This window comes from Streptomyces hygroscopicus subsp. hygroscopicus (assembly GCF_001553455.1).
GTDB lineage: Bacteria > Actinomycetota > Actinomycetes > Streptomycetales > Streptomycetaceae > Streptomyces > Streptomyces hygroscopicus.
The window spans coordinates 11944-31948 of record NZ_BBOX01000150.1 but is presented as its reverse complement, the minus strand read 5'-3'; the positions used below and the strand labels follow the sequence as shown (position 1 = coordinate 31948).

Here is a 20005-nt window from a genome sequence, read left to right as displayed (position 1 = left end):
CCCCCGGGCCGGGCGGCCGGGAGACGACCGGACCGCGCACCCGCGGTACCGAGGGGAGCCGACGCACATGAGCCGCACCGAAGACGTCCTGGTACTCGACCGGCCCGGCAGCCACCGGCTGGAGCGCCGGGCGGTCGCCGAACCCGGCCCCGGGGACGCGCGGGTGCGGGTCCACGCCTCCGGCATCTGCGGCAGCGACCGCGAGCTGTACCAGGGGAACCGGCCCGAGGGCTACGTCCGCTATCCCGTCGTCCCCGGCCATGAGTGGTCCGGGACGGTCGAGGCGGTCGGCGCGGGCGTCCCGGAGGGGCTCGTCGGCGCCAAGGTCGTCGGCGAGGGGTTCCGCAACTGCCAGGTGTGCGACCGCTGTCACGCCGGGGACACCACGCTGTGCACGGCGGGGTACGAGGAGACCGGCTTCACCCAGCCCGGGGCGATGGCCGGCACCCTGACCCTGCCGGCCCGGCTGCTGCACCCGCTGTCCGACGACGCCGACCTCGGCGCCGCCGCGCTGCTGGAGCCCGCCGCGTGCGTCGCCGCCGCCGCGCTCAAGGCCCGGGCCCGGCCCGGTGAGCGGGTCGCGGTGGTCGGCACCGGAACGCTCGGCATGGTCGCCGTGCAGTTCCTCGCCGCCGTCTCCCCCGCCGAGCTGCTGGTGGTGGGCGCCCGGCCGGACCGGGAGCAGCTGTCGCTGGACTTCGGCGCCACCGCCTTCCGCACCCGGGACCGGCTGTCGGACCAGCTCGCCGGCTACGACGTGGTCATCGAGACCGCCGGATCGGCCTCCGCCGCCGGCACCTCCGCCTCGCTGCTGCGCCGCGGCGGGCGGCTGGTGCTCACCGGCATCCCGGCGGCGGGCGCGCGGGGGCTGGACCCCACCGATCTGGTGGTCCGCCAGATCGAGGTGCGGACCGTCTTCGGCGCCCCGCCCGCTGCCTGGTCGCACGCGGTACGGGTGTTCGACGCCGGACTGCTGACCCTGCGCCCGCTGATCACCCACGAGCTGCCGCTCACCGACTTCGCCACCGCGATCCAGCTGGTCGGCGGTGGCGATCCGGCCGTCGGCAAGGTGCTGTTGCGACCACGGGGGCTCGGCTAGCTTTTGGCAAGTCTCCCGCCCCGTCTCCAGTGATTCCACCAGCCTCCCGCCCCCGTTTCCAGTCATCCCACCAGCCCCACCCGGACAACGATGTCCTGGGCAGCATCAGCCGGACGCCGAACCACCGGCCATCACTCCACAGGGAGCACCGTGACCGCCGCCTCACCCGCCACTTCCGGCCCCCGCCGCCCCGCCGAAACGGCCCTCGCGTCGCTCGGCCACGCCGCGCCCGCCCCCGACCCCGCCGACGCCTCCGCGCACACCTTCCCGGACGGCGGCACCTGGCGCACCGAGATCCCGTCCGTCGAGGGCCCGGAGGCGCTGGCCACCGTGTTCAAGGAGGCCGGGCGGCTGGAGGTGCCGATCCACCGGATCAGCCAGGGCAGCGGCGTCTGGATGCTCACCGACGCCGAGATCACCGAGATGGTGGAGTCCTGCGCCGAGCGGAACGCCGAGCTGTGCCTGTTCACCGGCCCCCGCGGCACCTGGGACATCGGCGCCGCCACCCGCTCCGGCTCCGGCGGCGCGGGGCTGCGCGCCCGGGGCCATGACGCGGTGGCCGGATGCGTGGAGGACGCGCTGCGCGCGGCCTCGCTGGGCGTGAAGTGCCTGCTGGTAGCCGACGAGGGGGTGCTGTGGCTGCTGAGCCGGCTGCGGGAGAGCGGGGAGCTGCCCGCGGACACCACCTTCAAACTGTCCGCGCTGGTCGGGCCGGTCAACCCGGCCTCGTTCGCGGTGTACGAGCGGCTCGGAGCCGACTCCATCAACATCCCGTCGGACCTGACGCTGGAGCACCTCACCGAGATCCGCCGGGTCTCCCGCGCCCCGATGGACTTCTACGTCGAGGCCCCGGACGACCTCGGCGGTTACGTCCGGCTCTACGACGCGGCGGAGCTGATCCGGCGCGGTGCCCCCATCTATCTGAAGTTCGGGCTCAGCAAATCCCCGGGGATCTACCCGTACGGCGCGCAGCTGCGGGACGTGGCGCTGAACAGCGCCCGTGAACGGGTGCGCCGCGGGCGGCTCGTGCTCGACCTGCTCAGCCGGCTGGGCGCGGACGGCGGGATGTCCCCGCTCGGTTCCCGGCTGCCGGGTCCGCTGCGGCGCTTCGGCGCGGACGCGGACCTCATCGATTCCTGACGTCCCCCGACAACGACGCCCCAGGGAAGGACCCCATCACCATGCGCACGGTAAGAGGAGCACGAGTCGCGGCGATAGGCGCCGGTCTCCTCGCGCTCTCGCTGACCGCCACGGCCTGCGGCCAGGAGGCGGTCGGCGGCAGCCGGTACAAGAGCAAGGAAAAGGGAGGGACGATCGGCATCGCGATGCCGACCAAGTCCTCCGAGCGGTGGATCGCCGACGGCCGGAACATGGCCAAGCAGTTCCAGGCGGCGGGCTACAAGACGGACCTGCAGTACGGCGAGAACGACGTCCGCACCCAGGTGTCCCAGATCGAGAACATGATCACCAAGGGGCACCGGCTGCTGGTGATCGCGCCGATCAACGGCGGGGCGCTCTCCGACGTCCTGAAGCAGGCCCATGAGGCCAACATCCCGGTGATCTCCTACGACCGGCTGCTCCTGGGCACCAAGAACGTCGACTACTACGCGACCTTCGACAACGAGAAGGTCGGCAGGCTCCAGGGCCAGTACATCGCCGACAAGCTGGGGCTGTCCAAGGGCCGGAAGGGACCGTTCTCCATCGAGCTGTTCGCCGGCTCCTCGGACGACAACAACACCAAGTACTTCTTCAACGGCGCGATGAGCGTGCTGAAGCCGTACATGGACAAGGGCGAGCTGGTCGTCCGCTCCAAGCAGACCAAGATCAACCAGGTCTACACCGAGAAGTGGGACGGAAGCGCCGCCCAGGACCGCATGGAGGACCTGCTCAACAAGGCGTACAGCAGCCGTGACGTGGACGCCGTGCTCTCGCCGTACGACGGCATGTCCATCGGCATCCTCTCGGCGCTCAAGGGCGTCGGCTACGGCACCAAGGCCAAGCCCTACCCGGTGGTGACCGGGCAGGACGCCGAGCTGGCCTCCGTGAAGTCCATCATCCGGGGCCAGCAGACGCAGACCATCTACAAGGACACCCGCAAGCTGGCGAAGGCCACCGTGGACATGGCCAAGGCGGAGCTGACCGGCGGCAAGCCCCCGGTCAACGACACCAGGTCCTACGACAACGGCGAGAAGGTCGTGCCGACCTTCCTGCTCAACCCGGTCAGCGTGGACAAGTCCAACACCCAGGTGCTCGTGGACCAGGGTTACTACACCGCGTCGCAGCTGAAGTAGGGCGGGTCCGGGCTATGAGCACCATTCTCGAACTGCGCTCCATCACCAAGACGTTCCCCGGTGTCAAGGCGCTCTCCGATGTCAACCTCCGCGTCCGCAAGGGCGAGATCCACGCCCTGTGCGGGGAGAACGGCGCGGGGAAGTCCACCCTGATGAAGGTGGTCAGCGGCGTCCACCCGCACGGCAGCTACGAGGGCGAGATCCTCTTCGAGGGCGAGTCGTGCGCCTTCAAGGACATCCGCGCCAGCGAGCAGCGCGGCATCGTCATCATCCACCAGGAACTGGCCCTGATCCCGTACCTGTCCATCGCCGAGAACATCTTCCTCGGCAATGAGCACTCCAGGCGCGGCCTGATCAGCTGGAACGAAACCCTGAAACACGCCACCGCGCTGCTGAAGCGGGTCGGTCTGACGGATTCGCCGCAGACCCGGGTCACCGACATCGGCGTGGGCAAGCAGCAGCTGGTGGAGATCGCCAAGGCACTGTCCAAGGAGGTGAAGCTGCTCATCCTGGACGAGCCGACCGCGGCGCTCAACGACGAGGACAGCGGCAAACTCCTCGATCTGCTGTTGGAGTTCAAGGCGCAGGGCATCTCCTGCATCATCATCTCCCACAAGCTGGGCGAGATCCGCCGTGTCGCCGACTCCGTCACCATCCTGCGCGACGGCCAGACCATCGAGACCCTGACCGTCCGGGAGACCCCCGAGTCCAGCCCGGAGGTCTCCGAGGACCGCATCATCCGCGGCATGGTCGGCCGCGACCTCGACCACCGCTTCCCCGACCGCACCCGGTACGCGGGGAAGGACGCCTCCGAGGTGGCCCTGGCCATTGAGGACTGGACCGTCCACCACCCCATCGACCAGCAGCGCAAGGTCGTGGACGGGGTGTCGCTGAACGTGCGGCGCGGTGAGATCGTCGGCATCGCCGGGCTGATGGGCGCGGGCCGCACCGAGCTGGCCATGAGCGTCTTCGGCCGGGCCTACGGTCGCTACGCGGGCGGCCGGGTGTTCCGGGACGGCCAGGAGGTCCGCACCCGCACCGTGCCGGAGGCGATCGGCCACGGCATCGCGTACGTCACCGAGGACCGCAAGACCTTCGGGCTCAATCTCGACGACACCATCAGCCGCAACGTCTCGCTCGCCTCGCTGCCGAAGGTGGCACGCCGCGGCGTGGTCAACGAGCACGAGGAGTCGCGGGTCGCCGAGCGGTTCCGCAAAACCATGAACATCAAGGCCCCCACGGTCTTCGAGCGGGTCGGCCGGCTCAGCGGCGGCAACCAGCAGAAGGTCGTCCTCAGCAAGTGGATCTTCGCAGGTCCCGAGGTGCTCATCCTCGACGAGCCCACCCGTGGCATCGACGTCGGGGCCAAGTACGAGATCTACACGGTCATCAACGACCTGGCGGCCCAGGGCAAGGCCGTCATCTTCATCTCCTCCGAGCTGGGCGAGCTGCTGGGGATGTGCGACCGGATCTACACGATGGCGGCCGGGCGGCTGACCGGGGAGGTCCCCCGGGACGAGGCGACCCAGGAAGTTCTGATGCGCCACATGACGAGGGACAGAGGAGACGAAGGATGAGCACGGCCACAAGCAAGACCGAGAGCCCGGCCCCGCCGCCGGCCGAGGGCTCCCCCAGCGTCGGGTCGCTGCTGGTGCAGGGCCTGCGGTCCAATATGCGGCAGTACGGGATGCTGGTCGCGCTCGCCCTGATCATCGTCATCTTCCAGATCTGGTCGGACAACATCCTGCTGCGGCCGCTGAACGTCACCAACCTGGTGCAGCAGAACGGCTACATCCTCATCCTCGCGATCGGCATGATGATCGTGATCATCGCGGGGCACATCGATCTCTCGGTCGGTTCACTGGTCGCCTTCATCGGCGCGGCGGCCGGCGTGATGATGATCAAACACGATGTGCCGTGGGGACTCGCGGTCGTGCTCTGTCTGCTGCTCGGCGCGGTGGCCGGGGCCTGGCAGGGCTTCTGGATCGCCTATATCGGGATACCGTCCTTCATCGTCACCCTGGCCGGCATGCTGGCCTTCCGCGGCGGCACCCAGATCCTGCTGGACGGGCAGTCCCTGTCGCCGTTCCCCGACGGCTTCGAGAAGATGAGCACCGGCTTCATCCCGGAGATGGGCCCGTACACCCAGTACCACAACCCCACGATGGTGATCGGCCTCGTCGTCTGCGCGGCCGCCGTCTGGCAGGAGTGGCGCGGCCGGCAGCAGCGGGCCGCCTATGAGCTGGACGTGGTGCCGCTGGGGCTGTTCTTCGTCAAGTGCGCCGCGATCGTGGCCGCCGTGATGGCGTTCACCATGACGCTGTCCAGCTGGCACGGGGCGCCGTACGGGCTGCTGATCCTGGCCGTCCTCTTCGTGCTGTTCAGCTTCGTGATGCGCAACACCGTGATCGGCCGGCACGTGTACGCCCTCGGCGGCAACCAGCCGGCGGCCAAGCTGTCGGGCGTCCGGGACAAGCGCGTCACGTTCATGGTCTTCGTCAACATGGGTGTGCTGGCCGCCCTCGCCGGTCTGGTCTTCGCCGCCCGGCTGGGCTCCGCCACCCCCAGCGCGGGCCTCAACTTCGAACTCGAGGCCATCGCCGCCGCGTTCATCGGCGGCGCCTCGGCCAGCGGCGGTGTGGGCACGGTGCTCGGCGCGATCATCGGTGGTCTGGTGCTCGGCGTGCTCAACAACGGCATGTCGCTGGTCGGCATCGGCACCGACTACCAGCAGGTGATCAAGGGACTGGTGCTGCTGGCGGCGGTCGGTTTCGACGTCTGGAACAAGCGCAAGGTCGGGTCGTGACCCCGCGGCTGCGCGGGTCATGCCCCCGCAGCCGCCTTACCTGGATCTAGCCTATGGAGCCGCATATGAGCACGAGCAGACGCACGGTGATCACGGCTGCGGCGGCGGCCGGTCTGGCGGCCTCGGCCGCCACGGCCGGCACCGCCCACGCGAAGGGCGGAGGAGGAACGGTGGGCGAGGAGAACGCCACGGGCGGAGCGAACTCCGCGGGCAGGAAAGACGCGGTGCGGGAAGACTTCGGCACGCTCCAGGACGGCACCGCGGTCGACCGCTGGACCATCGAGAACGGCCGCACCCGGCTGAGCGTGCTCAGCTACGGCGGTGTCGTCCAGAGCCTGGAGATCCCCGACCGCCACGGCCGCCGCGCCAATGTGTCGCTCGGCTTCGCCGACCTGGACTCCTACGTGGCCAACAGCCCGTACTTCGGCGCCCTCATCGGGCGCTACGGCAACCGCATCGCACGCGGCGCCTTCACCCTGGACGGCACGACGTACCAGCTGCCCGTCAACGACGGCCCGAACAGCCTGCACGGCGGTGACAAGGGCTTCGACAAGCACGTCTGGTCCGTGGAGCCGTTCCGCAAGGGCGCGGACGTGGGGCTCACCCTGCGCCGGGTGAGCCCCGACGGCGAGATGGGCTACCCCGGCACACTCACCGTGCGCGTGGACTACACCCTCACCGCCGCGGGCGACTTCCGCATCGACTACGAGGCCACGACCGACAAGGCCACGGTCGTGAACCTCACCAACCACACGTACTACAACCTGGCCGGGGAGGGCAGCGGCTCCGTCTACGGCCACCGGCTCGAGATCGCCGCCGCCCGCTACACCCCGGTCGACAAGACCCTCATCCCCACCGGCGAACTGGCCAAGGTGGCCGGGACCCCGTTCGACTTCCGCCGCGCCAAGGAGATCGGCCGGGACATCCGGGAGGCCCACCAGCAGGTGCTCTACGGACAGGGCATCGACCACAACTTCGTGCTGGACAAGGGCATCACCAGCCGTCCCGAGCACGTCCTGACGGTGACCGAGCCGGAGTCCGGCCGGGTGATGCGGATCGCCACCACCGAACCCGGTGTGCAGTTCTACACCGGCAACTTTCTGACCGGCGCCTTCGCCGGCACATCGGGCCGGGTCTACCGGCAGGGCGACGCCTTCGCCCTGGAGACCCAGCACTTCCCCGACTCGCCGAACCAGCCGTCGTTCCCGTCGACGGTGCTGCGGCCGGGGCAGACCTACCGGTCGACGACGGTGCACTCGTTCTCGACGCGCTGAGGGTGCGCCGAGCGCGCGCTGAGCGCGCCGAGGATCGCCCGGAGGTCGCCCGAAGGTCGCCTCCTCCGCCCGCTCCGCCCCTCCGGGGCGGAGCGGGCCTCGTCGTTACCCCTCCCCTCTTGAAAGGACCCCTGTGAGACCGATACGCACGCTCCTCGCCCTGGCCGTCCTCCCGCTCGCCCTGGCCACCCCCGCCGTGGCCGCGCCGCAGACCACCGCCGCCCCCACCGTCGAGGAGCAGCGGCTGGACCGGGCCGCGCCCCAGGAGATCCTGCGCCGCAGCGGCTTCGACGACGTGGCACCGGACTTCGCCCGCGTGCTGAGCCGGGTGCGCTCCGCCGCCGAGGCGGAGCGCGTGATCACCCGTGAGGGCCGTGCCGTGTGGCGGCGGGCCGTGGACCGGGCCCAGGGGCGCGGCCCGGCCGGCGGGGACCTCAGCCGGGGCGACGACCGCCCGCTGTACTGGGCACGGCTGGGGATGACCCGCGCGCTCGGCCAGTGGCGGCCGGGCTTCCCCCTCACCGACGCCCGCCGCGCCGCCCTGCTGCGCACCCTGGAGCGCACCTCACGCGGCCAGGACTCGATCGACCTCCCCGCCGGCCGGCACATCAAGCGGATCGTGGTCACCGGCTTCGACCCGTTCCAGCTGGACGCCGACGTACGCCGCTCCAACCCCTCGGGCGCGGCGGCCCTCGCGCTGGACGGGACCACGATCCGCACCGACGACGGCCCGGCGCGGATCGAGACCGTCGTCTTCCCCGTGCGCTGGGCGGACTTCGCGGAGGGCACGGTCGAGCGGACGCTGCTGCCCGCGTTCCGTCCGGGGCCGCGCCGGGTGGACGCGTTCATGACGCTGAGCCAGGGCCGGGCGGGCCGCTTCGACGTGGAACGCACCAACGGCGCCTGGCGCGGGGGCTACCCGGACAACGCCAACGTCTCCCGGACCGAGACCGTGCCCATCCCGGCCGGTGTGCCGATACCGCACCCGCAGCCCCAGTGGACCACGACCACCCTCCCCTACCAGCGGATCGTCGCGGCGGACACCGGCCCCGTCCCCGTGTACGACAACACCACCGTCACCGAGATCCCGGCGGGTGCCACGGCCCCGGTGGTCCGCTCGGAGGGCCCGACGCCCGGTTCGACGGCCCGCGCGGGCGGTGGCGGCGACTACCTCTCCAACGAAATCGCCTACCGCGCCACCCTGCTGCGCGACGCGGTCGGCCTGAAGGTGCCGGGCGGCCACCTCCACACCCCCGTCCTGCAGTTCGGCCCCGGCAACACCGACCCGGCCACCGGTCAGATCACCGACCCCGACTTCGTCCACAACCGCGAGACCATCACCGCCCAGGTGCGATCAGTCCTCACGGTGGTCGTAGACACCACCCGTTGAGGCCCCGGTTCCTCGCTCGGCGAGCAGCAGGGCCAAGGGCCCGGCCGGAAGCAGAAAGCGGCCCTGCGCGACCGCGTCGCCCATCGACCACCACGGAAGCTTGAAATCCTGTTCGGTAGCGGTGAGTTGCTGAGGCCCGACGGTCAGCCGCCGGGCCTCGAAAAGGTGCACGCGCGCCGTGGAGCCGAGAGTCATCGCATACGACCCCAGCGAACGCCACGTCTCCGCCATGACCCCCGCCTCCTCCCGCAACTCCCGCCGCGCACACTCTTCCGCCGTTTCCCCCGCCTCCCTGCGCCCGCCCGGCAGGAACAGGTACTCACCGCCATGGCGTGGGAAGTCCGCGCTCAACACGGCCACCAGCCCATCGGCGTCGCGGGCCACCACGACAGAGGCGTCACGGACCGGCCCATGGTCCTGGATATCGTCGCTCATGGCCGGCGAGCGTAGCGGCCGTCAACGCACCATCGTCGCGTACGGCACGTTCATCACGACGGGGGCGCAATGGTCTCGGCGGCGGCCTCGCAGCACGTCGGCCAAGGGCTGCGGGCCGAGGCGCATCAAGGCTCCCTGGTCCAGGCCGAGATACTGGCCGCCATCAGGAGGTCACCGACGCCGACTGGCGCGACGTCGACAGCATTCAGCGACGTCACTCTGCGGGGGCGCATCGCCCAGGCGCTTCGCTGACCGCCAATCAGGCCGTCACTCAGGGGTCTGTCGCTACGCGCCGTTGAAGGCACCCGCCGGGCCCGCCGCCGTCTCGCCCTGTGAGGGCGCGGGCTCGTCGTCCTCGCCGGTCAGGTCGCGTACCAGCAGGGTCGCGCCTGCGACGGCGCCCGGCATCAGGAAGACCGCGACCAGGGGGATGAGGTAGAGGAGGGCCAGGGGGACGCCGAAGCCTAGGGTGAGCAGACGTCGGGAGCGGAGCATGCGGCGGCGGTCCTTCAGGAGGACGCCGCGCCGCAGCAGGGCGATCGAGGTCAGCTCCTCGGTGAGGAAGAATCCCGTGACGCAGAAGGCCAGCGCGGGGACGACGGTCTGGCCGACGGCCGGGACGAAGCCGAGCGCGAACCAGAGCAGGCTCCAGAGGGTGACGCGGATGAGCAGCGCGATGGCCTCCCGCAGGCCGATCCACAGCTCCGCCCAGACCGACAGGCCCGATTCGGGCACCGCGCCGCCCTCGGAGCGGTCGACCTGTTCGGAGAGCGACTCGTAGAAGGGCTGGCCGACCAGGAGCGTGACCGCGGTGAAGCTGATGACGGCGAGGAAGAGGCAGGTGGCGGCGAAGAGGAGGGAGAGCGCGCCGCGGAAGACGCCGAGCCAGGGGGAGGACCAGTCGTCGGCGAAGGGCGTGGCCCATGCGATGACGTCGTCGGTCCAGAAGAAGAGGGCGACGAGGGCCGCCGCGTATCCGACGAGGGTGATCAGGGCAGGGATCATCCCGAACCCCCACCACCTCCCGTGCCGGGCCACCCAGCGTTGCCCCTCCAGCAGATAACCGAAGCCACTCGCAAGATCACGCATGGGCCGAAGCCTACTGGGCCCCGGTGGCCGCCCCGCCCGGGGCGTTTTCCACGTCCCGGCCGTTGCCACGCACCGGTCGGTCGTTGCCACGCCCCGTGAGGGTGAGGGGAGTTGGCCGTAAAGGGGAGTTGACGGAGGGGGACTTTGCCGAACCCACAGGCACCCCACAGAAACGGCCTCTAGTTTCCATGCCCATGACAGAATTCTCCCCCGCCCCCATCGGGCGCCGAAGAGTACTGATCGCCGGAAGCGCCGCCGCGGCGGCCATCGGAGTCGCCGGCGCGAGCACCGCCGCGGCCCGCCCCGGAACGGCGGCGGCGCCGGTCCCGGCCACCGCGGCGGCCGGGACCGGTGACACCGCCGCCATCTGCACCCTCACCAAGGAGCTGACCGAGGGCCCGTACTACCTCGACCACGCCCTCGTCCGCTCCGACGTCGCCGAGGGCAAACCGGGCGTGCCGCTCCGGCTCACCCTCACCGTTGTGGACGCCGCCACCTGCGCACCGCTCAACAAGGCGCTGGTGGAGATCTGGTACTGCGACGCGCTCGGCGAGTACTCCGGCTTCGTCGGCAACAACGGCCACCAGGAGCCGGACAACGGCAGGTTCCTGCGCGGCGGTGTGCTCACCGGCGCCGACGGGGTGGCCAACCTCACCGGGATCTACCCCGGCTGGTACCGCGGCCGCTGCGTCCACGTCCACCTCAAGGTGCACACGGGCGTCACGCTCACCTCCGACGGTTCGTTCACCGGGGGCAACGAGATCCACACCGGTCAGCTCTTCTTCGACGAGAAGATCACCGAAGCGGTGGCCAAGCTCTCCCCGTACGCCACCAACACCGTCCCCCGCACCCCGCTGTCCGCCGACGGCATCTACGGCAACGGCGGCACCGCCGCCGGGCTGCTCGCCGTGACGGCGCTGGGCAGCACCCCGGCAGCCGGTTACCGCGGCACGCTCACCGTCGGCGTCCACCCGGACGCCTGAGACCGCGCGGACCGCGCGGACTTCGCGGACTTCGCGGACTTCGCGGACTTCGCGGACTTCGCGGACTTCGCGGACCCCGCTGGCCCGTTCCCGTCCCGGCACACCCCGCCCGGCATCCCGGGCGGGGTTCTTCACGGCCGCCGTCCGTGCTCAGGCCAGGCGGATGACGTTCCAGGACATCGGCTCCAGCGTGGCGCACAGGGCGCCGTCCGCGAGCGCCGTGCCCTCGCCCGGGTGCGGGGTGACGCGCTCGGGCTCCGCGAGGGTGTTACGGGCCTCGGGGTCGGCGTCGGCGAGGACGGTGTGCTCGACCACGCGGGTCACCGGCAGGGCGTGCAGGACGACCTCCAGCGGCAGGGGGCGGTGCTGGTCGCGGTTGACCGCGAAGACCGTCACCTCGCCGGTGGGCTCGTCGAGGACGGCGGTGGCGTGCAGCAGCGGGACCTCGCCGTAGGTGGCGGTCTCATACGTCGGGCTGTCGACGTTGACCTGCAGCACCCTCCCCCGCCCGTGGGCCGACGCCTGCGCGAAGGGGTAGAAGGTGGTCTGCCGCCAGGCCGGGCCGCCCGGTTCGGTCATGATCGGGGCGATGACGTTGACCAGCTGGGCGAGGCAGGCGACGGTGACCCGGTCGGCGTGGCGGAGCAGGGCGATGAGGAGCGAGCCGAAGACGACGGCGTCGGTGACGGAGTAGTTGTCCTCCAGGAGGCGCGGGGCCTCCTCCCAGTTGAGCGGTTCGGCGTTCTGGTAGTGGGTCTGGTACCAGACGTTCCACTCGTCGAACGAAAGATTGATCTTCTTCTTGGACTTCAGCCGGGCGCCGATGTGGTCACACGTGGCCACGACGTTCTCGATGAAGGACTCCATGTCCACCGCCGAGGCGAGGAAGGAGTCGCGGTCGCCGTCGCGCTCCTCGTAGTAGGCGTGCAGGGAGATGTGGTCCACCAGGTCATAGGTCTCCCGCAGGACCGTCGCCTCCCAGGCGGCGAACGTCGGCATCGCCTGGTGGGAGCTGCCGCACGCGACCAGCTCCACGTCCGGGTCGATCTGCCGCATCGCGCGGGCGGTCTCGGCGGCGAGCCGCCCGTACTCCTCGGCGGTCTTGTGCCCGGTCTGCCAGGGGCCGTCCATCTCATTGCCCAGGCACCACAGCCGGATCCCGTACGGATCCTTGTCGCCGTGGCCGATCCGGAGGTCGGCGAGGGCGGTGCCGGAGGGGTGGTTGGCGTACTCCTGCAGCTCCAGCGCCTCGGCGACACCGCGGGTGCCGAGGTTGAGCGCCATCATGGGCTCGCCGCCGACCTTGCGCACGAAGTCGATGTACTCGGAGAGGCCGAAGCGGTTGGTCTCGGTGGAACGCCAGGCGAGGTCGAGCCGGCGGGGCCGCTCCTCGACCGGCCCGACGCCGTCCTCCCACTTGTAGCCGGAGACGAAGTTGCCACCGGGATACCGGATGACGGTGACACCGAGCTCGCGGATCAGCGCGAGGACGTCGGTGCGGAGACCGGCGTCATCGGCGGTGGGGTGGTCGGGTTCATGGATGCCGGTGTAGACGCAGCGTCCGAGATGCTCGACGAACGAGCCGAAGAGGCGGGGGTTGACGTCGCCGACGGCGAAGGCGGGGTCGAGGGTGAACCGGGCGGAAGCGGTCTGCGGCATGGCGGCCCATCTCTTCGGGAGGCGGCTATTCGAAATATCGACCAGCGCTCGTTTCTTCGAACGTGACCGTAAGATCTTGCCGCCGGGTGCGTCAATGGGGGCCGCGTGGAGTTGTCCGAGCTACTCGGCGTGGCCGAGTGCGGGTTTGGTCTCGCGCCTTCGGCGCGTGTGAGCAACGGGGCAGGGCGGGCGGGGGCACGCCGTCGCCGGCCGCCGGGCCCGTGAACGGCAGGCGCCGGTGGCGGCATCCGTACTCGGCGGCCAAGCCCCATCCGGACGGCGAGCGACGAGACGATCCCACCGAGCGCGACACCGCGTCGCCCCTCCCGGCACCCCTCCTCAAAACGCTTGATCTAACGCAACTAATCCATCAAACGTTTTCCAGAGGGGTACCCACCCCCTGCTGTCCGGTGTCGATCCCAGCTCCCGGCCACGGAAGCCGTGACCGGCGCCCGCGCTCACCGGCCCGGCGGCCGGCGACGCGGGCCCGGCCCGGCACCCCCTGCCCCGCTGCTCACATGCGCCGAAGGCACGAGACGAAACCCGCACCCCGAGCACCCCGAGCGCGGAGTCCCCACCACCCGCGACGCCCGCCCCTACAGCGGGCCGGATCGATCGCTGGAGAGCCTCAGCCGCAGCTCCTGCTCCTGGTCGCCCGCCACCACCCCCAGTTCCCGCACCGTGAAGGCGCGGGCCAGGACGTCCGCCATCTGCCGCACCGCGCGGGGGCCGCCCTGGAGTTCGGCGGTGACGGGCGCCGTCAGGGAGGCGGGGCGCGGTTCTTCGCGCGTGTCGGCCGCCTCGAACGTGGAGGTCCACACCGTGGGCCGCCCCTCCGTCGCGTCCTGCGGAAGATCGGCGTACGCCTGGTCGGAGCGGTAGCAGACGCGCAGCACACCGAAGACGGCCTCGGCGTCCTGCCGCGAGATCCCGCTCAGCGCCACCAGCACCTGCGAGGCGGAGCGCGGCTGGTCCTGACCGGGCATCGTGGACATGGGGGCCACCTTTCTCGTCGGTTCCCGTGCGCTCACGAGCTGTCGTGCGAGCTCCTTCAAGCCCCTTCCAGCACGTTCGAGCGCACTCGAACCCATCGACGTCATCGAACTCGCCCGACCTCGTTCGGGTCCCGTTCGAGCTCGTTCGATCTCGTTCTCCGGCTGTCAGGACCTGCGGGTACCCCATCGCCTCCGGCGCATCACCTCATGAGCGAGCCCTTGCCCGATCCCACCGTCGCCCGTGGGGGCAGCCCGTCCGGCCGGAACGGGCTGCCCCGTCCGTCAGTCCTCGAAGGCGACGATCATCTTGCCCGTGTTCTCCCCGCGGAGCATGCCGAGGAAGGCGTCCACCGCGTTCTCCACGCCCTTGATGACGGTCTCGCGGTAGTGCAGCTTGCCGTCCCGGATCCAGCCGCCGACCTCCTCGAAGAACTGCGGCTGCAGGTGCTGGTGGTCCGCGACCAGCATGCCCTGGATGCGCAGCCGCTTGCCGATGACCAGCGTGAGGTTGCGCGGGGCGGCGGGCGCCTCGGTGACGTTGTACTGCGAGATCATGCCGCAGACGGCGATCCGGCCGTGCACGTTGAGGCGGCCGATGGCGGCCTCGAGGTGCTCCCCGCCGACGTTGTCGAAGTAGACGTCGATCCCGTCCGGCGCGGCCTCCTTCAGCCGCTCGGCGACCGGGCCCTTCTTGTAGTTGAACGCCGCGTCGAAGCCGTACTCGTCGAGCAGCAGCCGGACCTTCTCGTCCGACCCGGCGCTCCCGATCACCCGGGAGGCGCCCTTGAGCTTGGCGATCTGGCCGACCTCACTGCCGACCGCGCCCGCCGCGCCGGAGACGAAGACCGCGTCGCCCTCCTTGAAGGAGGCGACCTCCAGCAGCCCCGCGTAGGCGGTGAGTCCGGGCATGCCGAGCACGCCGAGGTAGGCGGGGAGCGGGGCGGCCCCGGGGTCCACCTTGACGGCATTCTTGCCGTTCACCACCGCGTACTCCCGCCAGCCGCCGAAGTGCAGGACGTGGTCGCCGACGGAGACGCCGTCCACGTTCGAGGCGATGACCTTGCCGACCGCGCCGCCGTCCATCGGCTGGTTCAGCTGGAACGGCGGCGTGTACGACTTCACGTCGTTCATCCGCCCGCGCATGTACGGGTCCACCGACATGTAGAGGTTGCGGACCAGCACCTGATCGGGGCCCGGCTCGGCGACCGGGGCCTCGCGCAGCGCGAAGTCCTCCGGCTTCGGCCATCCCTCGGGACGGGCGATCAGGTGCCATTCACGGCCGGTGGTGGGGGTGACGGACATGGAAGGGGGCCTCTCCTTTGCTTCAGCTGTTGAAACAATCATGTTGCTTGATATTTCAGGATGTCAAGCAACTGGGTACTCTGGTGCCCATGACGTCCCGCATCGACCCGCTGACCCTCGAAGTCGTCGAGCTCATCGGCACCATCGTGGCCCGTTATCACGAGGAATACGAGGAGGCGGCGGCCAAGCACGCCCTGACCGGAGCGCAGGCCCGGGTGCTGGGCCTGCTGTCCCGGGCCCCGACACCGATGCGACGGCTCGCACAGCAGCTGAAGTGCGAACCGTCGAACGTCACCGGGATCGTGGACCGTCTGGAGGCGCGCGGCCTCGCCGAGCGCCGCCTCGACCCGGCCGACCGCCGGGTCAAGCTCGCCGCCGCCACCGAGGCGGGCCGGGAGACCTCCGCACAGCTCCGGGGCTCGCTCGACTTCGCACGCGAACCGCTGGCGGAGCTGTCCGACGAGGAGCGCACGGTGCTGCGCGATCTGCTGAAGCGGGTGCTGGGCGACGTGTCGTAGGGAGCCCGGGGCCCGGGGCCCGGTTGTGCCGCGTCAGACCGGTTGTGCCGCGTCAGTCGAGGGACGCCAGGCAGCAGCGAGGCGTCCTGGCGCGGGCGGTCGCGACGCGGCCGGGCCCTCGTCGCAGGTCTCCCCGGGTCCTCGGCCAGCGCGTTGTGAGCGTGCGTACCAGGGCGGCGAGCGGGGCGGACCCCGGCCGGCGCGGCACTACACGCACCACCACAGGAAGCAGTTCTCCGTGGGCGTCGGGTCCGGCGTCGGCGGGTCGGTCGGCGGGGCGGTCGGCCCGGGGTTCGCCGGGGTGGTGGGCCGCTGGGACGCGCCGGGACCGCCCGGGGCCGAGGGGGCGGAGGCATCCGGCGGCCCGGAGGACGAGGCGCCGTCCGGACCGGACGGGGCACCGTCGTTCCCGCCCTCGGTCCGCCCGCCGTCCTCGCCCTCGCCCGCTGCCGTGTCCCCGTCCTCGCCCCGGCCGCCGCTTTCCGCCGAGGGGACCGCGCTCGGGCCGCCCGTCTCCCGGGTGGCCGACTCGGCGGGATCCGTCGCCCCGCCGCTGCGGTCGGCCACCGGCTCCTGCCGTCTGGGCGCCGGGGAGGACTCCCGCCAGTGCCCCTCGGTGGCCAGCTCGGCCACGAAGACCGCGGCCAGCACCGGGCCGAGCACCGCGGCCAGGATCGTCACCCGGCGTCCCCGCCCCCGGCGGGCCCGGCGGGCGCGGCGGTGGCCGAAGAGTCCGAGCACACCGCGGGACTTGGGCTTCCGGCGGGAGACGCGCGAGGGAGTGGGGGTGTGCGCCGTGTCCACCACGTCCGGCGCGACCGGCGCGTCCGCCATGACCGGTGCGTCCGGTGCGACCGGCGCGTCCACCATGACCGGCGCGTCTGGCGCGTCTGGCGCGACCGGCGCGTCCGGCGCGTCCGGCGCGTCCACCATGACCGGCGCGTCCGGCGCGGTGGGGGGCGGGCCGAGGTCCGCGGTGGGATTCCCGCATCCGGGGCAGAAGGAGGCACCGTTGAGATGGCGGCGGCAGGAAGAGCAGTAATCCATTTCGCCGGGCAGGTTATGTGGCCCACGGGCAGGGCAGCAGGACGCGCGGTGTGAGGATCCTGTGCAAAGAACCGTACGAACGCCCTCGTCAGCCCCCGTCCCGCCGGTGGCCGGTGCCCGCCCGGCGCCCGCTCAGCCGGCGAAGGCGGGCTGCGCCAGCCCCTGCCCCACGCCCTGGATGACCAGCAGCGACCCGGCGAGCGGCGGCGCGGCGGCGCCGAGTCCGACCCGCGCCGAGGTCAGATACAGATCGCGGAGGTCCGTCCCGCCGAAGGCGCACGCGGTCGGGCGCGGGAACGGCAGCTCCACCACCCGATCGAGGGTCCCGTCGGGGGCGTAGCGACGGATCGCAGCGCCGTCCCACAGGGCGACCCACACCGCGCCGTCGGCGTCCACGCACAGCCCGTCCGGAAAACCCGCGCCCGCCTCGACCTCGACGAACGGCCTCCGGCCCGAAACCACCGGCCCGTCCACGCCCACCGCGCCCGCCGCACCCGCCGCACCCGCACCGTCCGCCACGTCGAAGACGTCGATACGGCGGGTGGGGGTGTCGATGTAGTACATGAGGCGGCCGTCCGGGCTCCAGCCGATGCCGTTGCTGACCGTGACCTCCGGCAGGAACTCCGTACGGGAACCGTCGGCCCCGACCCGGGAGAGCGTGCCGCCGCCGGTCGCCTCGTCGTAGCGCATGGTGCCCGCCCAGAGCGAGCCGTCGGGCGCGACCGCGGCGTCATTGCCGCGGCGGCCGGGGACCGCCTCGCGCAGCAGCCAGGCGAAGCCGCCGTCGGCCCCGTACACCCCGATGCCGTCGCGGAGGTTGACCACCAGCCCACCGCCCGCGCGGGGCTTGGCCGCGCCGACGTGCTGTTCGGTGGCCAGGGTGGTGCGGCGGCCGGTGGCGGGGTCGTAGGTGTGCACGCGGGAGGAGAGGATGTCCACCCAGATCAGCCGCCGGGCGGCGGCGTCCCAGGTGGGTCCCTCGCCGAGCACGGCGGCGGCGCGCACCGCGATGTCGAGCGATGGCCGTGTGCTCATACGTCCCGCCCCCTGTGCCCCAGCCGCACCGACAGCTCTCCCGCGCCCTTGGCCACCAGCTCCTCCAGCTCGGCCTGGCGCTCCTCGCTCCAGCGGATCGTCGGCACCGAGATCGACAGCGCCGCGACCACCTTTCCGGTGGAGTCCCGTACCGGAGCCGCCACACAGTTCACATCCGGGTTGGACTCCCGCTGCTCGACCGCGACGCCGCGCTCGCGCACGGCGGCGAGGTGGCGGCGCAGTTCGGCGGGGGAGGTGATGCTGTTGTCCGTCATCGCGGCCAGCGGCTGACCGTCGGGCAGCCGCGCGTCCAGGGCGTCCTCCGGGAGGGAGGCCAGCAGCATCTTGCCGACCGAGGTGCAGTGGGCGGGCAGTCGGCGGCCCGCGGCGGAGACCATGCGGACGGCGTGGGTGGAGTCGACCTTGGCGATGTAGATGACGTCCGCGCCCTCGAGGATGGCGACGTGGACGGTCTCGTCGCAGGTCTCCGCGACGCTGCGGGCCACCTGCTGGCCCTCGGCCGCCAGGTCGAGCTGCTCGGCGTAGCGGCTGCCCAGCTGGTATGGCCGCACTCCGAGCCGGTAGCGGCCGGGCTGATCGGGCACCGGGACCAGGTAGGAGCGGGCGGCCAGGGTGGTCACCAGCTCGTGGACCGTCGTACGGGGCAGCCCGAGCCGCCGGGTGATCTCGGGCGCGGAGAGCGTGCCGTCCCCGTCCAGGAAGAGCTCGAGTATGTCCAGAGCCCGTGTCACCGCGGGCACCAGGCGTCCCATAACGCTCGCCCTCCCCTTCTGGTTGAGCTGGCAAGTGTTCGAGATACCGGCTGGCGGCCGGTATCGCGAACACAGATTACGCATAGCCGACTTCCCCCGGCAATGGTCCGGCAAAGCCGCCCGCGCCGGGGACGGGCCGGGGCCGTCGCCGGGACCGGCCGGTGCCGTGTCCAGCACGGGCCGGGGCCGTACCCAGGACCGGCCGTGCCGTACCCAGGACAGCCCGGGAGGGCGGGCCGGTGCGCCACGATGGGAGCCATGGATTCCGCGTCTGACTCGTTCCCCCGGTCCGAGTCGTTCCCCTCCCCCTTCCCCTTCGTCCTCGTCCTGCTGCGGCGGATGGCCGACCACCAGCCGGGGCTGGTCGAGGACGCGCTGCGCGAGCTGGGCTTCGGGCGTTCGGTGATGCGCGAGGCCAACCGGCGCTGGCAGGCCATGCGGCGCTCACCACGGCGACGCTCGGCGGTCGCCCACTACCGCGCCGTGCTGGGCCCGCCCGAGTCCACCTCCACCCGCCGGATCGGCGATCTGACCTGCGAGGCGCTGAGCTGGTCCGTGCCGCTGTGGCCGGATCTGCGGTTCGAGGTGCTCACCGCGCCCAACGGGGCGGTGTGGAACGAGTGGCTGGTGCGCGCCCCGGGCGCGTCCGGACCGGCCTTGCGCACCGCCGCCGACCTCGTGCCCTGGTCCTGCACGGTGGACGAGGTGGCGCGCGCCTTCGCGCCCGCGCGGCCGATGGAGGGCTCGGCACCCACCCGCTGGCGGCTCGCCTTCGACGCGCCGGACCCGCAGAACGGTGAACTCCGCCACTGGGTGGCGGAGTTCACCTGGGGTCTGTTGCAGCGCGTGGAGAACGTCAGGCCAGCTTCGCCGACAGGGTGATCTCCGTACCGGCGAGCGCCTGGCTCACCGGGCAGTTCTTCTTGGCGTCCTCGGCCGCCGCGACGAACGCGGCCTCGTCCAGGCCCTCCACCGTGCCCTCGACGGTGAGGTGGATACCGGTGATACCGGTGCCCGGCTGGAAGGTGACCTCGGCGCGGGTGGTCAGCTGGGTGGGCGGGTTGCCCGCCTGGGTGAGGCCGTGCGAGAGCGCCATCGAGAAGCAGCTGGAGTGGGCCGCCGCGATCAGCTCCTCGGGGCTGGTCCTGCCGTTCGCCTGCTCGGCGCGGGACGGCCAGGAGACCGGCTGCTCGCCGATGCCGGAGGAGTCGAAGGTGACGGTCCCCTTGCCCTCGGCCAGATTGCCCTGCCAGACGGTGTGCGCGATACGCGTCGTAGCCATGCTCGCTGTCTCCTGCTTCCTGTCGGT

General features: G+C 71.6%; 19 protein-coding genes. 10 read left to right on the top strand and 9 right to left on the bottom strand.

The genetic code is table 11. The features are described 5' to 3' along the window. Positions 1-67: 67 nt before the first annotated feature. The 7 genes from AXW62_RS17280 (at position 68) to AXW62_RS17250 (ending at position 8860) form a co-directional block, all read left to right on the top strand. The gene (locus tag AXW62_RS17280; RefSeq protein WP_060945314.1) at positions 68-1099 is read left to right on the top strand and encodes a zinc-dependent alcohol dehydrogenase; all 1032 of its coding nucleotides are present in this window, start codon (positions 68-70) and stop codon (positions 1097-1099) included. Between the two features lie 150 nt (positions 1100-1249). Beyond that, positions 1250-2239 carry a hypothetical protein gene (locus tag AXW62_RS17275; protein WP_030826092.1) on the top strand — a complete coding sequence of 330 codons (990 nt, stop codon included), beginning with the start codon at positions 1250-1252 and terminating at the stop codon, positions 2237-2239. Positions 2240-2280: 41 nt separating this feature from the next. After that, positions 2281-3390, top strand: a complete 1110-nt coding sequence (chvE, locus tag AXW62_RS17270; RefSeq protein WP_060945313.1) for a multiple monosaccharide ABC transporter substrate-binding protein — start codon at positions 2281-2283, stop codon at positions 3388-3390. Between the two features lie 14 nt (positions 3391-3404). After that, on the top strand, positions 3405-4967 hold the full coding sequence (mmsA, locus tag AXW62_RS17265) for a multiple monosaccharide ABC transporter ATP-binding protein (protein WP_060945312.1): 1563 nt from the start codon (positions 3405-3407) through the stop codon (positions 4965-4967). After that, the gene (mmsB, locus tag AXW62_RS17260; RefSeq protein ID WP_030826100.1) at positions 4964-6196 is read left to right on the top strand and encodes a multiple monosaccharide ABC transporter permease; all 1233 of its coding nucleotides are present in this window, start codon (positions 4964-4966) and stop codon (positions 6194-6196) included. The genes mmsA and mmsB overlap by 4 nt, the downstream gene beginning before the upstream one ends. A 65-nt stretch (positions 6197-6261) precedes the next feature. Then, positions 6262-7470, top strand: coding sequence for an aldose epimerase family protein (locus tag AXW62_RS17255; RefSeq protein WP_174556400.1), 1209 nt, complete (start codon positions 6262-6264; stop codon positions 7468-7470). A gap of 133 nt (positions 7471-7603) precedes the next feature. Beyond that, positions 7604-8860: a pyroglutamyl-peptidase I gene (locus AXW62_RS17250; protein ID WP_060945310.1), complete on the top strand. Its 1257-nt coding sequence runs from the start codon at positions 7604-7606 to the stop codon at positions 8858-8860. On the opposite strand, the gene AXW62_RS17245 is transcribed toward AXW62_RS17250, so the two are convergent. Together AXW62_RS17245 and AXW62_RS17235 are read right to left on the bottom strand one after the other, a co-directional pair. Beyond that, positions 8825-9295: an NUDIX hydrolase gene (locus AXW62_RS17245; protein WP_060945309.1), complete on the bottom strand. Its 471-nt coding sequence runs from the start codon at positions 9293-9295 to the stop codon at positions 8825-8827. The two genes, AXW62_RS17250 and AXW62_RS17245, sit on opposite strands and share 36 nt — an antisense overlap. Positions 9296-9580: 285 nt before the next feature. After that, positions 9581-10384, bottom strand: a complete 804-nt coding sequence (locus AXW62_RS17235; protein WP_060945307.1) for an EI24 domain-containing protein — start codon at positions 10382-10384, stop codon at positions 9581-9583. Positions 10385-10572: 188 nt separating this feature from the next. On the opposite strand from AXW62_RS17235, the gene AXW62_RS17230 reads away from it, so the two are divergent. Further along, entirely contained in the window at positions 10573-11367 is a 795-nt protein-coding gene (locus tag AXW62_RS17230) for an intradiol ring-cleavage dioxygenase (protein ID WP_060945306.1), read from the top strand. A 150-nt stretch (positions 11368-11517) separates the two neighbouring features. On the opposite strand, the gene arfA is transcribed toward AXW62_RS17230, so the two are convergent. The 3 genes from arfA to AXW62_RS17215 form a co-directional block, all read right to left on the bottom strand. Continuing rightward, positions 11518-13026, bottom strand: coding sequence for an arabinosylfuranosidase ArfA (gene arfA / locus AXW62_RS17225; RefSeq protein ID WP_060945305.1), 1509 nt, complete (start codon positions 13024-13026; stop codon positions 11518-11520). A 596-nt stretch (positions 13027-13622) separates the two neighbouring features. Next, on the bottom strand, positions 13623-14021 hold the full coding sequence (locus tag AXW62_RS17220; protein WP_060945304.1) for a hypothetical protein: 399 nt from the start codon (positions 14019-14021) through the stop codon (positions 13623-13625). 282 nt (positions 14022-14303) lie between these two features. Further along, on the bottom strand, positions 14304-15323 hold the full coding sequence (locus AXW62_RS17215; RefSeq protein WP_060945303.1) for an NADP-dependent oxidoreductase: 1020 nt from the start codon (positions 15321-15323) through the stop codon (positions 14304-14306). Between the two features lie 89 nt (positions 15324-15412). On the opposite strand from AXW62_RS17215, the gene AXW62_RS17210 reads away from it, so the two are divergent. Further along, on the top strand, positions 15413-15841 hold the full coding sequence (locus AXW62_RS17210; protein ID WP_030826123.1) for a MarR family winged helix-turn-helix transcriptional regulator: 429 nt from the start codon (positions 15413-15415) through the stop codon (positions 15839-15841). A gap of 207 nt (positions 15842-16048) precedes the next feature. Here the strand turns inward: AXW62_RS17210 and AXW62_RS17205 are convergent, their stop codons facing one another. The 3 genes from AXW62_RS17205 to AXW62_RS17195 all read right to left on the bottom strand — a co-directional run bounded on the left by AXW62_RS17205 (position 16049) and on the right by AXW62_RS17195 (position 18696). Beyond that, on the bottom strand, positions 16049-16888 hold the full coding sequence (locus tag AXW62_RS17205) for an SCO2400 family protein (RefSeq protein ID WP_159060904.1): 840 nt from the start codon (positions 16886-16888) through the stop codon (positions 16049-16051). A 132-nt stretch (positions 16889-17020) separates the two neighbouring features. Then, positions 17021-17923 carry an SMP-30/gluconolactonase/LRE family protein gene (locus AXW62_RS17200; protein ID WP_060945301.1) on the bottom strand — a complete coding sequence of 301 codons (903 nt, stop codon included), beginning with the start codon at positions 17921-17923 and terminating at the stop codon, positions 17021-17023. After that, positions 17920-18696, bottom strand: coding sequence for an IclR family transcriptional regulator (locus AXW62_RS17195; protein WP_060945300.1), 777 nt, complete (start codon positions 18694-18696; stop codon positions 17920-17922). Before AXW62_RS17195 ends, AXW62_RS17200 begins: the two co-directional genes overlap by 4 nt. Before the next feature lie 258 nt (positions 18697-18954). Here AXW62_RS17195 and AXW62_RS17190 point away from each other — a divergent pair, with 258 nt between their 5' ends. Continuing rightward, a complete protein-coding gene (locus AXW62_RS17190) occupies positions 18955-19578 on the top strand; it encodes a hypothetical protein (protein WP_037645288.1) in 624 nt (207 codons plus the stop codon). Here AXW62_RS17190 and AXW62_RS17185 read toward each other — a convergent pair. Continuing rightward, the gene (locus tag AXW62_RS17185; RefSeq protein WP_060945299.1) at positions 19553-19978 is read right to left on the bottom strand and encodes an OsmC family peroxiredoxin; all 426 of its coding nucleotides are present in this window, start codon (positions 19976-19978) and stop codon (positions 19553-19555) included. The genes AXW62_RS17190 and AXW62_RS17185 overlap by 26 nt on opposite strands. Positions 19979-20005: the final 27 nt, after the last annotated feature.

Excerpts from the sequence above, each read along its gene's own strand:
- AXW62_RS17215 (WP_060945303.1), bottom strand. The coding sequence starts at position 15,323 with ATGTCCGTCACCCCCACCACCGGCCGTGAATGGCACCTGATCGCCCGT.
- AXW62_RS17280 (WP_060945314.1), top strand. The coding sequence starts at position 68 with ATGAGCCGCACCGAAGACGTCCTGGTACTCGACCGGCCCGGCAGCCAC.
- AXW62_RS17245 (WP_060945309.1), bottom strand. The coding sequence starts at position 9,295 with ATGAGCGACGATATCCAGGACCATGGGCCGGTCCGTGACGCCTCTGTC.
- AXW62_RS17190 (WP_037645288.1), top strand. The coding sequence starts at position 18,955 with ATGGATTCCGCGTCTGACTCGTTCCCCCGGTCCGAGTCGTTCCCCTCC.
- chvE (WP_060945313.1), top strand. The coding sequence starts at position 2,281 with ATGCGCACGGTAAGAGGAGCACGAGTCGCGGCGATAGGCGCCGGTCTC.
- arfA (WP_060945305.1), bottom strand. The coding sequence starts at position 13,026 with ATGCCGCAGACCGCTTCCGCCCGGTTCACCCTCGACCCCGCCTTCGCC.
- AXW62_RS17220 (WP_060945304.1), bottom strand. The coding sequence starts at position 14,021 with ATGTCCACGATGCCCGGTCAGGACCAGCCGCGCTCCGCCTCGCAGGTG.
- AXW62_RS17230 (WP_060945306.1), top strand. The coding sequence starts at position 10,573 with ATGCCCATGACAGAATTCTCCCCCGCCCCCATCGGGCGCCGAAGAGTA.
- mmsB (WP_030826100.1), top strand. The coding sequence starts at position 4,964 with ATGAGCACGGCCACAAGCAAGACCGAGAGCCCGGCCCCGCCGCCGGCC.
- AXW62_RS17195 (WP_060945300.1), bottom strand. The coding sequence starts at position 18,696 with ATGGGACGCCTGGTGCCCGCGGTGACACGGGCTCTGGACATACTCGAG.
- AXW62_RS17255 (WP_174556400.1), top strand. The coding sequence starts at position 6,262 with ATGAGCACGAGCAGACGCACGGTGATCACGGCTGCGGCGGCGGCCGGT.
- AXW62_RS17185 (WP_060945299.1), bottom strand. The coding sequence starts at position 19,978 with ATGGCTACGACGCGTATCGCGCACACCGTCTGGCAGGGCAATCTGGCC.
- AXW62_RS17200 (WP_060945301.1), bottom strand. The coding sequence starts at position 17,923 with ATGAGCACACGGCCATCGCTCGACATCGCGGTGCGCGCCGCCGCCGTG.
- AXW62_RS17205 (WP_159060904.1), bottom strand. The coding sequence starts at position 16,888 with ATGGATTACTGCTCTTCCTGCCGCCGCCATCTCAACGGTGCCTCCTTC.
- mmsA (WP_060945312.1), top strand. The coding sequence starts at position 3,405 with ATGAGCACCATTCTCGAACTGCGCTCCATCACCAAGACGTTCCCCGGT.
- AXW62_RS17210 (WP_030826123.1), top strand. The coding sequence starts at position 15,413 with ATGACGTCCCGCATCGACCCGCTGACCCTCGAAGTCGTCGAGCTCATC.
- AXW62_RS17235 (WP_060945307.1), bottom strand. The coding sequence starts at position 10,384 with ATGCGTGATCTTGCGAGTGGCTTCGGTTATCTGCTGGAGGGGCAACGC.